This window comes from Glutamicibacter sp. BW77 (assembly GCF_002332285.1).
In the GTDB taxonomy this organism is placed as follows: Bacteria; Actinomycetota; Actinomycetes; order Actinomycetales; family Micrococcaceae; genus Glutamicibacter; species Glutamicibacter bergerei.
On the sequence record NZ_NRGT01000075.1, the window covers coordinates 177178 to 191438 of the forward strand.

The window sequence follows — 14261 nt, forward strand, 5'->3', positions numbered from 1 at the left end:
TTCTTTTTTATTTGTCGTCTGAACGGAGTTTTTCATCGTAAGCGTCCTCGATGGCTTCTTCGGCCAGCTGAGAATCGGTCTTCGACGCTGAGGTTTTGGCGAACGCCTTGCGTGCGTCATCATTGGCTGCCAGACGTAATTTGTTAAAGAACAAATAGGTCACGGCAAAAGCGATTACCAGGGCAATGAGGCCTGCGGTGAAGATCGGCCAGAGCATCAGTTTCCACAGTGCCAAGAAGACAACGAGAAACAAGCCCAACCGAATCACCGAATATTTCAGAAACTGCATACGTTAAAGTCTACCGATGAACCTGTGAGCCAGATTGTCACTAGACTAGAGTCATGGTCCGCTTTATTATCTTTGCTGCACTCATTTCGGTGGCACTCATGATCTATACATTGATCGAGTGTGCTCGCACCGAACGACATCGGGTACGCTCCTTGCCTAAGACGGCATGGATCATCATTATCATCGTGCTTCCCCTGATCGGGGCGGGTTTGTGGTTTGTTCTAGGACGCCCACAGGCCGCTTCATCTGGCCCCGCTAACAAACAAAGCGCCCCAGATGACGACGAGGATTTCTTGCGTCAACTTGAAATCTGGCGTCGCCAGCAACAGCGTGAGTCTGAGCTGAAGGCACGTGAGGAAGAACTCAAACGAAAAGAAGACGATAAGAAGAAGCCGAAGAAGGATAATTCTTCGGACGACTCAGATACTCAGCCCAAAGATCTTTAGAACCTTTGGCTTCGTCACCTTGTAGGGCCCGGCATACGCCGGGCCCTACAAGGCTTTTAAAGGCCGTTTCACGCAGGCACCCACGTATCTAAGCCATCGAAGGTATCTCGTCCGTAGGTCGGGCCTCTTACGAGCCGGACGATAAGTGCACGCGGGTCCCCCTACTAGGCGGGAAAGAAAAGATCCCCGAGGGATAAGCCAGTCAGGCTTTTCCCTCGGGGATCTCTAGAACTCTAATCGAGCAGACTTTAGACTCCGGCGTAGGAGTGCAGTCCGTTGAAGAAGATGTTCACGATGGTGAAGTTGAAGATCACGCAGCCGTAGCCGATGATGGACAACCAGGCCGAGCGAGGACCGGTCCAGCCGCCGGTGGCACGTGCGTGCAGGTAGCCCGCGTAGACCACCCAAATCACGAATGACCAGACTTCCTTTGGATCCCAGCCCCAGTAGCGGCCCCAGGCAGCTTCTGCCCAAATAGCTCCTGCCATGACGGTGAAGGTCCACATCACGAATGCGATGGTGTTGATGCGGTAGGCGAAGTTTTCCAAAGCACCGGCGCCAGGAACCAGACGCATGAATGGAAGCTTGTCCGGTAGACCGCTTGCAATCTTGTTCATGCGCGAGTGCTGGATCAGTTGCAGAACGTTCATGGCAAAGCTGATGGAGAACAATGCCGAGGCAAGTACCGCGATAGATACGTGGATGACGATCCATGGGCTCTGCAAGGCTGGCACCAGATGGCCCAAGGGGGTTGGGAAGCCAATCGTTGCACCGCAGAGCATCAAGGTCACTAGACCGATGATGAAGCTACCCATGAAGCGCAGGTCCTTGAAGAACAGCACCACCAGGTAAACCACGGCGACCACCCATGCGCCGGTGGAAAGGAACTCATACATATTGCCCCACGGCACACGGTGTGCTGCCACACCTCGGCCGATGACCGCGAAACCATGCATGGCCACGGCAAGCCAGGTGAGCACCAAGGCAATTCGAGCCATATTTCGGTTCGAGGAGTGTTCGGTGTAGTTCATCTTGTCGTTGACAACGTTTTCGCTGACGTTGTCCGCTCGTGGCGCCGGTGCCCCACGCTTGGTGCTTCGTGAAGTCGACACGGAGGTCGCTGCCGCACCCACCAGCGTTTCGGAGTCGCGCTTAAGCGCTGCCGCATCAATTTCACTGATGGTCTTGTTGCTCTTGGCCAGATCAAGTGCGAAGAGGATGAAGGCAACCATATAGACAAAGGCCGAAAGCAACATAAACAGCTGGCTGTAATTGCCCAGTGTTTCGTTGATTGGCGCGAGATTTGAGCCGTTAGGCATTTACTTCTCCTTGGTCCTGCTTCTGACTGGCCAATGGCCACTTGCTATCAAAGATATTGTGCAATTCTGTGGACTCACGTTCAAGACGTGGATCCTCGCCGCGGGCCAACAGCGCGTATTCGACACTGCGCTGGCCATTGTCATTCTTCAGCTTCACCCAGACGCGACGACGCGGGGTGAACAGCGAAACTGCCAGTCCGGCCAGAGCCAAAAACGCGAAGATGGCGATCGGTGTTTTACTCGGATCATAATTCACGTCAACGGCGATATAGCGCTTCAGATCATTGAAGGTGATACTGCCCTTGCCGTCGGGGAGCTCATAGGTCTGTCCGGCTTCCAACACGATGCCACCGGCGTCTAGTTTCCGTGAGTTCACCTCGGTGAGGTTGTCGGTATCAAGCACGTAGACGTTCTGCGGTACCCCGTCGTCCAGACCCAAATTTCCGGCAAAGGAGTTCAGGTGCAGCTGCGGATTGATCGCGTTCGGGTCACCTGAAATACCAAACCCTGTTTCATCCACCAGTGCGGTGGGCAACAAGAATCCTTGGAATCCCAACTGTTCTGGTTTCGCGTCCGGAGCCTTGATCACCATCATCGAGGTATACACCGAGTCTTGCGGAACGGAAACTACCGGTCCGGAGAAAGCCACATCGCCATTGCCGTCCTTGACGGTCACTACCGGTGCATAGCCGTTACCTACTAGGTAGACATCGGCACCGTTAATGCGTAGCGGATGGTTCACCTTGATGTCTTCTTCGACAGGCTCCGCATCGGCTGAACGCCGGGTTTCCACATGGGCGGTGAAGTCCAACGGCTGGCCAAAGTGGGTCTCGGACTCACGGTCAAAAACAATGTCGAATTTGTTGAGCTTCACCGAGTACGGCGTGAGATTCTCGGCATCAAAATTTGTCCCAGGGGTGAACGCGTCATAGGAAACGAGGGAGTTCACAAAGGTCTCCCCCTCCACGATGACTCGCTGTCCGCTGTAACCGAAGGCGCCACCAATAGCTACCGAAAGAAGCACACCGATCAGCGAAATGTGGAAGGTTAGGTTTCCAATTTCACGAGTGTAGCCACGCTCTGCGGCCACCGAACGACCGGTCGCATCGGAGCGACGTTCGACTCGGTAACCACGTTTACGCAGCACCTTGTAGGCATCATCGATGACTTCATCATCGCTGGGAGTATCTACTTCATTTTCAACCAGCGACAGGGAGGTGTACTGGGGCAGACGGTCAAGCCTGGAAGGGGTACGTGGCGGAGGGGTACGCAAGGCTTGCGCATGCTTTTTCACCCGCGGAATAATACAACCGACCAACGAGATAAACAGCAAGATATAAATCGCTGAGAACCACGCGGAAGAATACACATCAAAAAGCTGGAACCGGTCAAGCCAGGGGCCGGTGACCGGGTTATTTTCCAGGTATTCGTTGACGGTCTCCGGGTTCATTGAACGCTGCGGGAAGATTGATCCTGGAACTGCTGCGACCGCGAGCAGCAGCAGCAAGAAGAGCGCCGTCGGCATGGAGGTCAGTTGCGTCCAGATCCACCGTAGGGACCCAAGCAAGCCCAAGGCTGGTGCATCGCTGCGGCCTTTAGCAGTGCGTTTATTTTTCGCCATTAAATCGGCAACCTCACTTCATTGGCAAACCAGTTTTGTAGTTCTGCGACCCAGCTTCCCCAAAGTCCGGTCATCATGACCACACCAAGCAGAATCAGCATTCCGCCACCCAAACGCATGACCAGCAGTTGGTGGCGGCGGAAGAACGCCAGCGCCCGCATGCCACGCTGTAGTCCTAGGGCAATCCCAATAAAGGGAAGCCCCAATCCCAAACAATAAAACGCGGTTAATAACGTTCCACGACCCACATTCGGATCGGTTCCTGTCGACATGATCAGTACGGCACTGAGCGTAGGACCAATGCAGGGGGCCCAGCCAAGCCCGAAGGTGAACCCCAAAATTGGTGCTCCCCACAGGCCCGCCGGAGGCTTCCGGTGAATCTTGCGGTCACGTTGCAACCATGAAATACCGCCCATGAAGACGACACCCATAATGACCACCACAAGGCCCAATACCTGGGTCACCCAGGCACCTTCAAATCTCAACCAAGCAGCAGCCTGGCTAAAAAGTACTCCGATGGCAATGAAAACCACCGAGAATCCAAGGACAAAGAGCAGCACTCCAAGTAGTACCCGCCCACGGCGGTGTTCGCGTAAGTCAGCGCCGGTCAGCCCAGTGACGTAGCCAAGATATCCGGGGACCAACGGAAGTACACAGGGAGATAGGAATGAAACGAGACCCGCTAATAAAGCCACCGGCGCGGCCAACAGCAAAGAGCCGTCCAGCACAATGTCGGCAAAGGGATTCGACGTAGTCAACAGGTTGCTCACAATTCTTCGGTGAGTGCTGTATCGATCAGTGTCTTCAGGATCCTAGGGTCAACCGCGCCGATAACACGGGCACGGACTCGTCCCTTACGGTCAAGTACCAAGGTGGAAGGTACCGCCTGTAACGGAACATATTTGGTCATTGCCAGCTGAATCTGGCCATCGGTGTCTTGAATCGACTCGTAGGGGATCTCAAAGCTGCGTTCAAAGGCTTGTGATGCTTCGGCTTCGTCACGGACGTTGACCCCGATAAATGGAACCTTGTCACCAAATTCTTCGGATAGCTCTTTCAGATGTGGTGCTTCGATGCGGCACGGGGCGCAGGCAGCGTACCAAAAGTTGATGACCACTGGTTTGCCGCGCATCGCGCTGAGATCAACGGTGGTGCCTTGGTAGGTTTTGGAGTTGATCTCGATTGGCTCGGTACGTTTTTCGACCGTGTATTCTTCCACGGCGCCGTCGCCGGCAATGTAGTTCTTGTTGTCTCCGGAGCGCGCCTGTTTAGCAAGCGGATCCTCGGTGACCGTGCAGGCGGCCAGTGGCACAGCGACCGCAGCAACCAACATCGAGCGCAAAATGGTGCGTCGATTTAGGAAGCGAGGATTCTGTGAGGACTCATTCATCAACTTTAAGCTCCAGGGATGTTCGCCGCGCCAGCCAGCAGGTCTGGGCTCGGTTCGGTGTAGTTCACGGAGCGAAGTTCGTCTCCGTCAAATTCAAAACTGGTAATTGAGGTCAACGTGCATTCGCGTGCTCGCGGATCGTGGAAAAGACGTTTGCCTTCTGCGTCACGGCGGGTAACCCAGATAGGCAGCTGGTGGCTGACGATGATGATTTCTGCACCATCTCCGTGTTCGGCGAGGGCAGCGTGGCGTTGTTCGTCCATGGCCAGGCGCATTCGAGCAACCTGCTCCACATAAGGTTCACCCCACGAGGGTCTCAGTGGGTTACGCAGTAGCGGCCAATAGCGCGGGTTTTTCAGCTGCGACTTCATCTGCGCTAAACCTTCAAACCTGTTTCCGGCTTCGATGACTCGTTCATCGGTGATGATTGGTAAGTCCAGTGCCTGCGCGGTTGGTTGCGCGGTCTGCTGGGCCCGGATTAGCGGGGAGGCGACTAAACGAACTACGTTTGCGCCTTCGGTCTGCCGCTTGGCGAAGTATTCTCCGGCGCGGTCTGCCATCTGGAATCCCAGTTCGGACAGTCCGAATCCTGGGATGCGGCCATACAACACGCGGTCCGGGTTGAGAACTTCCCCGTGGCGCAACAAATGAACGGTTGAAACTGGCATGGTTACAGTCTCTCAAACAATCAACCTAAAAGATGAAAATTGTGGCCACGATCAAGTATTCACAGCATCCGCATGGGATTCCCATATCAAAAAACCATCCTTTCGGAGGGCCTGATCACAATCGCCACCAACTAGGCTAGAAGATAGAGAAATTTGATAGCTCAGCAACATGCAAAGGATGGTTATGAGCACCAACGATCCAAACCAGCCGGGCCAGCCGTACAACCCTGCGGCGGGCTCCGGAAATTCGAACCCGAGCCCTTACGGCGAGAATCCATACGGCAGTCAGCCCAACCCTTATGGCCAAAATGCGGGGCAACAGCAGCCCCCACAGTTCCAGCAGTATCCGCAGCAAGGTGGATACGCGCCGGTGCAACCACCGACCGAGCGTCCCAAAACGCTGCAGATCGCGTTTATATTGATCATGCTCGCCGGAGTGTTTAACGCCGCATCAAGCTGGCTCATCAACAGCACCAATCTCATTGGTAACGTCATCACTTCTCAGTGGACGCTATTTGAAGAGCAGATGCGTGCCTCGATGGAGACGAACAGCGACCCCGCAGTCAATGCAGAGCTTGAAAAAATGCTCGCCAATCCCGACGCATTTATGGCTCAGATCTCCTCATCGATGACCAGCTTCACCATCGTTGGCATGATTATCAGCTTGCTGGCTTACTTCTTGGTCGGTTTTTTTGTTGGTCGTGGCGTCGGCGCGATGCGTATTATCGCCACCATCTTTGCTGTTCTTTCGATCATCAGTTTGCTGATGTACCTGCCAATGATCAGCATGTACGCGAACTCCTCGGACACCATGATGGTCAACGTGGTATTCACCCTCAGTGTGCTGCTCGGTATCGGGGGCGTAGTTTTTGCTTGGTTGCCTGAGTCCTCGAAGTACATCGTTGCGCGCCGCATGGCCCGCCGCGCCGGTTACCGCTAAGCCGTACGGGCATTCTGATTCAGCCTTAACAACCTAGGTCACGACTTNNAAGTCGTGACCTAGGTTGTTTCTTTAGGCTTCGCCTTTAGCTTTGAACCGCGTGATAGGCCAGAATCTGTAATTCGGTTGACAGATCCACGCGGCGCACAATCATCCCAGCGGGAATTCGCAAGGGGCGAGGAGCGAAGCTGAGTACCGACTTCACCCCATGCGCTGCCAGTGCATCAATCAATTCTTGGGCGGCCTCCCCCGGAACGGCGAGAACCGCAATATTGATTTGTTCTCGGCGGATCACCTCGCCCAGGGTGCCAATTGGCTCAACCACAAGATCTCCGACGCCACTGCCGATTAAGTTCGTAGACGTATCAAGAATTGCTCGGACCTTGAATCCACGACTGGCAAAGCCGGCATAACCGCTCAAGGCGCGTCCCAGGTTACCTGCACCAAGGATGGCTACCCGCCAGTCCTTGGTCAATCCCAGCGTCCGGTTGATATGTTCGGCCAGTTCGGTCACCACATATCCCACGCCGCGGGTTCCATAGGACCCAAGCAGTGAGAGATCTTTACGCAGAATCGCCGGATTAACGCCGGCTTCTTTGGCCAGCACACCAGAACTCGTGCGTTCGGTGCCTTGCGCTTCGAATGCGTTCAGGGCGCGCAGGTATTGGGTCAATCGGGTCAATGTTGCTTCGGGCAATACCCGCGGCTCAGGCTCAGTCATGAGCAGCAGTTCGAACAGGTTTTGTGAGCGCAGGACATGTCTCTGGGGTCTTCATACGGTTAGCTACCCAGCAGACGTTCGAGGCGTTGGCCGTCAACAGTCCAGAAGTCGCGCACTTGACCGTCAATGAGCAACACCGGCACCTCTTCGTGGTGCCTGGCCAGTAGTTCTGGGTGCTCATCAATGTCGAGTTCTGAGAACTCCATGTTCATTCGTTCGGTGACGTCTTTGACCGTGGCTCGGGCCGCCGCGCATAGGTGGCATCCTTGACGCACCAACAACTGAATCTCATGCAATTTACTCACCCTTCAATAATCTCACGAGCCGCAACCAGCGTCTAAGTCGAGAATGAAATAAACTGAATCAAATGCAGTCATCAGAGCACCTCAGCGAGCAGCCCACCACGACGCCACACGATGTCGTTGCCGCCTTCTTCGATGTGGATAACACCATGGTGCGCGGTGCCACCCTATATTTGCTGGCCCGAAAAATGCATCAGCGCCGGTTCTTTCAGTTTCGTGAAATTTTATGGTTTGCTCTCAAGCAGTTACGTTTTGCCGCCCGTGGCGAGCATATTGGCGACATCCACCAGATTCGTGACCGTGCTTTACTCATGGCCAAGGGTATTTCCGTGGCCGAGATGGCCCAAATTGGCCAAGAGATCTATGACGAGTACATCGAACCAAAACTTTGGAAAGGTACCGTCTCGATTGCCCATCAGCATTTAGCCGTAGGGCGTGAGGTGTGGCTAGTGACGGCAACTCCCCTGGAAGTAGCGAACGTCATATCCGAAAGGCTGACATTAACCGGTGCCTTGGGGACGGTTGTGGAGCGTAAAGACGGAAAATACACCGGTGCGTTGGCCACCCCGATCCTGCATGCAGCCGAAAAAGCACAAGCTATTCGATTGCTAGCTAAAGAACGCGGGATCAAGCTTTCGAAATCGTGGGCCTACTCTGATTCCTATAACGATGTGCCGCTGTTAGAGGCCGTAGGCCACCCGGTGGCGATCAACCCCGACGCCCGGCTCCGTGCCTACGCTAAACGCCGTGGTTGGCAAGTCTACGACTTCCGCACCGGTCAGCGTGCAGCACGGATCAGTTTGCGCCTTGCGGGCGTTCTAGGCGCGCTGTGGGCCGCCAGGCGGTCATTGCTCGCTCGGCGCGGCCGATAGTTCCAGAAAAAGCAATCGCCACCGTCAAGGTCAAACCTTGATACGGTGGCGATAATTGCCATGAGGCAAAAGCTGCTTGAAGCAGATTTACTTCTTATTGCGACGCTGGTGACGAGTTTTACGAAGCAATTTGCGGTGCTTCTTCTTCGACATACGCTTGCGGCGCTTCTTGATAACAGAGCCCATAGTGGTTCCTCACAAACTAATTAAATATGTCAACCAAAATGTAGGCCTTGAAACTATTCTAAGCCACAAGGTTGACCGGACGTTAAACGTTCCTTAACAGATTACCCGCTTTTCGGTCATGCTCTGACCATCGCGCGGCTATCGACCGAGGGAACCCGTTCCACGCTGCGGATCAATCGCCGCAGCTTGCAGGTATGCTTCCACTGCGTTTTCAGGAACACGATAGGAGCGACCGAATTGAACAGCAGGCAGGTCGCCTGCATGAATCAAGCGATAAACCGTCATTTTGGAAACACGCATCATTTCGGCCACTTCGGCGACCGTCATGAAACGGGCTCCTGCAAAATTCTGTTTATCCGCCATAGGGGAAATTCTCCTGACGCTGATCTCTGATTCGTCGTGTATTTTGCTCGCGTGAACAAATACGACTTGGGATCAACATCTGCAATCATATTCACGTTCGCTCGGTTCCAGTCTAGTCGCACTTACGTAACTTTTGCATCACGGAACACACCAGAACCACGCTTAGATCTCGATTGTGACATTTAAAGTGCTTTGGACACCTGTCTGCCACCAAAAAAGGTGGGAGACAGGCGTCCAAAAGTGCGTTTTAACCAAAAAGCTTAGATAAGACCCTGGGCCAGCATTGCGTCGGCAACCTTCACGAAACCGGCGATATTGGCGCCAGCCACGTAGTTGCCCGGCACACCATACTCATCAGCAGTGGTTGCACAGCGTTCGTGAATGCCCACCATGATTTCCGTCAAGCGGCGCTCGGTGTGCTCGAAGGTCCACGAGTCGCGGCTAGCGTTCTGCTGCATTTCCAGCGCGGAAGTCGCCACGCCACCGGCGTTAGCTGCCTTGCCCGGACCGAAGAGGATGCCAGCGTCTTGGAAGACCGAGGTAGCTTCTGCCGTGGTTGGCATGTTCGCACCTTCGGCGACGGCGATGGTGCCAGCGGCAATCATCTTCTTCGCTGAGGTAACACCAAGTTCATTCTGTGTGGCACATGGCAGCGCCACAGCACCCTGAACATCCCACACGTTGCCATCGGCTACGTAGGAGACCTTCTTGCTTCCGCGGCGTTCGGCGTATTCGCTGATGCGGCCACGCTCAACTTCCTTGATCTGACGCAGCAGCTCAAGGTCGATACCGTTTTCGTCAACGATAAATCCGGCCGAGTCCGAGGCGGTTACTACCTTGGCGCCCAGATCCTGAGCCTTCTCGATGGCGTGCAGGGCTACGTTACCCGAGCCCGAAACAACCACACGCTGACCGTCAAAGCTCTTACCGCGAGTCTTGAGCATCTCGTTGGTGAAGATCACCGCACCGTAGCCCGTTGCCTCGGGGCGAACCAGGGAACCGCCCCAGCTCAAGCCCTTACCGGTGAGTACACCAGACTCGTAACGGTTGGTGATGCGCTTGTACTGGCCGAAGAGATAACCGATTTCTCGACCGCCGACACCAATGTCACCGGCTGGAACGTCGGTGTACTCGCCAATGTGGCGGTACAACTCGGTCATGAACGACTGGCAGAAACGCATCACTTCGCCATCGGACTTACCGCGTGGATCAAAGTCGGAACCGCCCTTGCCGCCACCGATTGGCATACCGGTCAGGGAGTTCTTGAAAATCTGTTCAAAACCAAGGAATTTGACGATACCCAGATACACCGAAGGGTGGAAACGCAGTCCGCCCTTGTATGGGCCCAGAGCAGAGTTGAACTCAACACGGAAACCGCGGTTAATCTGGACACGACCAGCGTCGTCTACCCAAGGAACGCGGAAAATAATCTGGCGTTCTGGCTCACACAGGCGCTGAAGAATAGCAGCCTCTGCGTACTCAGGATGCTTAATTGACACAGCTTCGAGGCTCTCGAAAACTTCGGTCACTGCCTGATGGAATTCTGCCTCACCGGGGTTACGGCGGAAGACTTCGTCGCGAATAGTCGCTAGTTGCTTGTCCAAGTTTCTCTCCTCATCACTTGGGGCAGGCAGCAGGGGCGCACAAAAGACCACCGGCCCGGCAACACTGCCCCACGCAAGAGAATGCCATGTCTGACATTCTTAGCGAAAATTCTTTGTTATAAAACGCGTACTTGTACGTAACGTAAAAGTCGCGTAGAAGAACGGCTCAGACAGTCTTTACCGAAGTCAAAGGGTTATCGACGACGACCAAAACGAGGGAAACGCTCCAAGATCTCTTGAGCTCTGCCCGTGACTTGTTCCAAGCCCCGCCCTACACTGCGGCCGAGCTGATGCGCGGCAGCCGGAAGTGCATTGGCATCTTGCGGATCCTGCACCAAGTCCAGATCCACGGACACCATCTCGGGGACGGGTTCCAAGGCCGGCAGGATCTCGGCACACCAAGCGACCAAAGTTTCAACGGCTTCGCACTGCACGCTATAAATACGCCGCTGTCCTTGGGCGTTCATGGTCACCAGATTTGCTTCGCGCAAAACCTTAAGGTGCTTAGAGACCGTCGGTTGCGAAATTTCCAGTTGTGTCACCAGTGCGCCGACGGCCATGGGTTCGGCCTTCAGCGCTTCGATGATCTTACGTCGGGTTGGTTCTGCCAACGCAGAAAACACTTCATCAATAGCCACAGACATAACCCTATCGGCATATGACCTGACAGCAGCAGATTTCCCACCACGGTCAAGGCTTCAGATTGATCACAGATGGTCAAAAATTCTAGTCAAACCAGGGGTCCAGACCATAGAGCGGAAAGACTTCTTTGCGCGTGGCAATAATCGTACGGTCCACCGGATCCGCGGGATCATAGCCGACCTCCCAATTTCGCCACCATAATTGTGCGTCATCACCCATGAGATATGGCATCGCTCGTCCGTAAGTTTCAAGGACATAGCGGCGGAACTGCTCGGGCACATAAGTTCTCAGTGGTACTGGTTTCCCAGCGGCGATTGCGGTCAGATGTGTCCACGTTCGCGGCACCACCGCGGTGACGTTATATCCCCCGCCTCCGGTCGCAAGCCAACGTCCATCACACACATCATCGGCCAGTTGCGCGATATCCAAGGCAACTTGGCGTTGGGCATCTACCGAAAGTTTCAGATTAGTCATCTCATCATCGCGGTGTGCATCACAACCATGCTGAGAGACGATAATTTCCGGATCAAATGCGCGGACCAGCTGTGGGACGACTGCGTGGAAGGCTCGCATCCATCCGGCGTCCCCGGTCATCGCCGGCAAGGCAATATTGACCGCACTACCTTCGGCACGTGGGCCGCCAATTTCGTTGGCGAACCCGGTGCCGGGAAAGAGCGACAGCCCGGATTCATGAATGGAGATCGTCAGAACCCGCTCGTCATCCCAGAAGATTGATTCGGTGCCATCACCATGGTGCGCATCCACATCGATGTAACACACGCGTTTGGCACCACGTTCAAGCATCCGGTGAATGGCTGCGGCTGCATCATTAAAGATGCAGAACCCACTGGCTTTGTTGCGTTTGGCATGATGCATACCGCCGGCAAAGTTCACTGCGCGAACCGTCGACTGATCCATGATGGCGTCCGCTGCGATCACCGAACCGCCGACAATGCGCGCGGCCGCCTCATACATGCCAGCAAAGACTGGGTCATCTTCGGTTCCTAAACCAAAGTCCACGGCTTGCAAGCCGGGGTCTTCACTGACCGCCTTGACCTGATCCAAATAGTCCTGGTCATGCACCGTCAAGAGGATGTGTTCCTCTGCAACCTCCGGAGCGCTCAGGCTCACGTTGGGAGAGGCGTAAACGTCGAGGGCTTCACTGAGTCGATGGGTCAGCTCTAGCCGCGATGGGTGCATTGGATGATAGTCACTGAACTTGTATTTCAGGTATTGCTCATCCCAGAGCACGAGCGTTGGTTGCGGCGCATGTTGAGGTTCTAACACCTTTGTAGGCTACCTGATGGTGATTCAACTAACCCGTTTATTGCCTTTTGGGCATTTTGCTCGTGTTTCGAGGCCCCAAGACGAGCACATTGTGCTTTGACCGCGTAAATTACAAGGAGAACAGTCCACACCACGAAATGGCGATTTAACGCGATGAGCACCCAAAGCGAACCGAGTCACCCGGCAAGGGCTGCTGAGTCGCGCGGCCAACGCCGTAAACAGTGGCTGGCGTTGCGGGTACGCATCGCCGATTTCACCGTCCGCTCCCCCGCTCGTTTAGCCTTGGGTGCCTTTCTGGTCGCCATCACCCTATTCACCTCATTGCTCGCCGCGCCCTTTTCCTCGGCCAGCGGAGAGCCCACACCGTTGCATGACGCCTTGTTTACCGCGGTCTCGGCGGTCTGTGTGACCGGACTGACGACCGTCTCAACTGCGGTGCACTGGTCTTTTGCCGGGCAATTGGTGATGCTCATCGGTACCTTCATGGGTGGCCTGGGAATTTTGACCCTCGCTTCAATTTTTTCTCTTGCGGTCTCTCGGAAGCTCGGCGTGCGTGGCAAACTTATGGCGCAGAACTCCATGAATACCAATGCAGCCTCCGCTTTAGGTGAGGTCGGTTCCCTGCTGCGTATTGTGATCCTCACGGCGGTCAGCCTGCAGGCGCTCATTGCGGCATTGCTCATTCCACGCTTTATTTTGCTGGGTGAAGACTTTCTCTCCGCCATTTGGCACGGAGTTTTTTACGCGGTCTCCGCGTTTAACAACGCAGGCTTCACTCCGCACTCCGACGGGTTAGTTCCTTACGAGACCGACCTGTGGATCTTAGGCCCACTGATGCTTGGCGTGTTCCTAGGATCCTTAGGTTTCCCGGTCATCATGGTGTTACTGGCCCACCGCTTCAACGTCAAAAAATGGAACCTGCACACCAAACTCACCATATTGGTGACGCTCATCTTGCTTGTAGCAGGTACCGCGTTGTGGCTACTGGTCGAGTGGAACAATCCACGGACCATTGGCTCGCTGAATTCCGGAGACAAATTCATCCACGGCCTCTTTGCTTCGGTGATGACCCGCTCTGGCGGGTTTAACCTGGTGGATCAAAATGACATTGGACAAGTCACCGTGTTGGTCACTGACGCGCTCATGTTTGCTGGTGGCGGCTCGGCCTCCACCGCTGGCGGCATCAAGGTCACCACCATCGCGGTGATGTTCTTAGCGATCATGGCCGAGGTCCGTGGTGAACGTGATGCCAAGGCCTTTGGGCGGCGTATTCCCGAGGGCACCATGCGCGTGGCCGTGTCGGTAGTGGCCATGGGCGCCACACTGGTCATGGTGGCCACCGGGTTGCTCTTAGCCATTGACGAGCAGGTCGGGTTCTCCCGGGCACTGTTCGAATCAATCTCTGCTTTCGGTACGGTGGGGCTGAGCATGGGAGTTTCCGCAGAGATGCCCCCAGCCGGTAAATACGTGCTCAGCGCATTGATGTTCGCCGGACGCATTGGAAGTATTACCCTAGCCAGCGCCTTGACCATGCGTCATCGCGATACGCTGTATAGCCTCCCCGAAGAAAGGCCGATCATTGGCTGAGAAAAACATTGAGCACAACGCCCC

General features: G+C 54.9%; 17 protein-coding genes. 4 read left to right on the top strand and 13 right to left on the bottom strand.

The window, feature by feature from the left end:
- Nucleotides 1-7: 7 nt before the first annotated feature.
- Entirely contained in the window at nt 8-289 is a 282-nt protein-coding gene (locus CIK74_RS15055) for a DUF4229 domain-containing protein (RefSeq protein WP_096257007.1), read from the bottom strand.
- Nucleotides 290-342: 53 nt separating this feature from the next.
- Between CIK74_RS15055 and CIK74_RS15060 the strand changes: the two genes are divergently transcribed.
- Nucleotides 343-735: a PLD nuclease N-terminal domain-containing protein gene (locus CIK74_RS15060; protein WP_096257008.1), complete on the top strand. Its 393-nt coding sequence runs from the start codon at nt 343-345 to the stop codon at nt 733-735.
- A gap of 248 nt (nt 736-983) precedes the next feature.
- Here CIK74_RS15060 and ccsB read toward each other — a convergent pair whose 3' ends face one another.
- Genes ccsB through CIK74_RS15085 form a run of 5 tightly spaced genes read right to left on the bottom strand, consistent with a single transcriptional unit; the run spans nt 984 to nt 5733 of the window.
- The gene (gene ccsB / locus CIK74_RS15065) at nt 984-2054 is read right to left on the bottom strand and encodes a c-type cytochrome biogenesis protein CcsB (protein ID WP_096257009.1); all 1071 of its coding nucleotides are present in this window, start codon (nt 2052-2054) and stop codon (nt 984-986) included.
- Complete coding sequence (locus CIK74_RS15070) at nt 2047-3675, bottom strand: cytochrome c biogenesis protein ResB (protein ID WP_096257010.1); 1629 nt, start codon at nt 3673-3675, stop codon at nt 2047-2049. The genes ccsB and CIK74_RS15070 overlap by 8 nt, the downstream gene beginning before the upstream one ends.
- Complete coding sequence (locus CIK74_RS15075) at nt 3675-4436, bottom strand: cytochrome c biogenesis CcdA family protein (protein ID WP_096257087.1); 762 nt, start codon at nt 4434-4436, stop codon at nt 3675-3677. Before CIK74_RS15075 ends, CIK74_RS15070 begins: the two co-directional genes overlap by 1 nt.
- A 5-nt stretch (nt 4437-4441) precedes the next feature.
- The gene (locus tag CIK74_RS15080; protein WP_096257011.1) at nt 4442-5065 is read right to left on the bottom strand and encodes a TlpA disulfide reductase family protein; all 624 of its coding nucleotides are present in this window, start codon (nt 5063-5065) and stop codon (nt 4442-4444) included.
- A 5-nt stretch (nt 5066-5070) separates the two neighbouring features.
- Complete coding sequence (locus tag CIK74_RS15085) at nt 5071-5733, bottom strand: histidine phosphatase family protein (protein ID WP_096257012.1); 663 nt, start codon at nt 5731-5733, stop codon at nt 5071-5073.
- A 184-nt stretch (nt 5734-5917) separates the two neighbouring features.
- On the opposite strand from CIK74_RS15085, the gene CIK74_RS15090 reads away from it, so the two are divergent.
- Complete coding sequence (locus tag CIK74_RS15090; protein WP_096257013.1) at nt 5918-6673, top strand: hypothetical protein; 756 nt, start codon at nt 5918-5920, stop codon at nt 6671-6673.
- Between the two features lie 85 nt (nt 6674-6758).
- Here the strand turns inward: CIK74_RS15090 and CIK74_RS15095 are convergent, their stop codons facing one another.
- On the bottom strand, nt 6759-7394 hold the full coding sequence (locus CIK74_RS15095; RefSeq protein ID WP_096257014.1) for a redox-sensing transcriptional repressor Rex: 636 nt from the start codon (nt 7392-7394) through the stop codon (nt 6759-6761).
- 59 nt (nt 7395-7453) lie between these two features.
- Nucleotides 7454-7699 carry a glutaredoxin family protein gene (locus tag CIK74_RS15100; RefSeq protein WP_343251930.1) on the bottom strand — a complete coding sequence of 82 codons (246 nt, stop codon included), beginning with the start codon at nt 7697-7699 and terminating at the stop codon, nt 7454-7456.
- A gap of 62 nt (nt 7700-7761) precedes the next feature.
- Here CIK74_RS15100 and CIK74_RS15105 point away from each other — a divergent pair, with 62 nt between their 5' ends.
- A complete protein-coding gene (locus tag CIK74_RS15105) occupies nt 7762-8568 on the top strand; it encodes an HAD-IB family hydrolase (protein ID WP_096257015.1) in 807 nt (268 codons plus the stop codon).
- An 87-nt stretch (nt 8569-8655) separates the two neighbouring features.
- Here CIK74_RS15105 and CIK74_RS15110 read toward each other — a convergent pair whose 3' ends face one another.
- The 5 genes from CIK74_RS15110 to CIK74_RS15130 form a co-directional block, all read right to left on the bottom strand.
- Nucleotides 8656-8754: an AURKAIP1/COX24 domain-containing protein gene (locus CIK74_RS15110; RefSeq protein WP_005504750.1), complete on the bottom strand. Its 99-nt coding sequence runs from the start codon at nt 8752-8754 to the stop codon at nt 8656-8658.
- A gap of 138 nt (nt 8755-8892) precedes the next feature.
- Nucleotides 8893-9117 (bottom strand): helix-turn-helix domain-containing protein, encoded by a 225-nt coding sequence (locus CIK74_RS15115; RefSeq protein ID WP_096257016.1) that lies wholly within the window; start codon nt 9115-9117, stop codon nt 8893-8895.
- Between the two features lie 260 nt (nt 9118-9377).
- Nucleotides 9378-10721, bottom strand: a complete 1344-nt coding sequence (gene gdhA, locus CIK74_RS15120) for an NADP-specific glutamate dehydrogenase (RefSeq protein ID WP_096257017.1) — start codon at nt 10719-10721, stop codon at nt 9378-9380.
- Between the two features lie 194 nt (nt 10722-10915).
- Nucleotides 10916-11359, bottom strand: coding sequence for a metalloregulator ArsR/SmtB family transcription factor (locus tag CIK74_RS15125; protein WP_096257089.1), 444 nt, complete (start codon nt 11357-11359; stop codon nt 10916-10918).
- An 88-nt stretch (nt 11360-11447) separates the two neighbouring features.
- Nucleotides 11448-12563 (bottom strand): acetoin utilization protein AcuC, encoded by a 1116-nt coding sequence (locus CIK74_RS15130; RefSeq protein ID WP_096257090.1) that lies wholly within the window; start codon nt 12561-12563, stop codon nt 11448-11450.
- 240 nt (nt 12564-12803) lie between these two features.
- Between CIK74_RS15130 and CIK74_RS15135 the strand changes: the two genes are divergently transcribed.
- The gene (locus tag CIK74_RS15135) at nt 12804-14237 is read left to right on the top strand and encodes a potassium transporter TrkG (protein ID WP_096257018.1); all 1434 of its coding nucleotides are present in this window, start codon (nt 12804-12806) and stop codon (nt 14235-14237) included.
- The last annotated feature ends 24 nt before the right edge of the window (nt 14238-14261 follow it).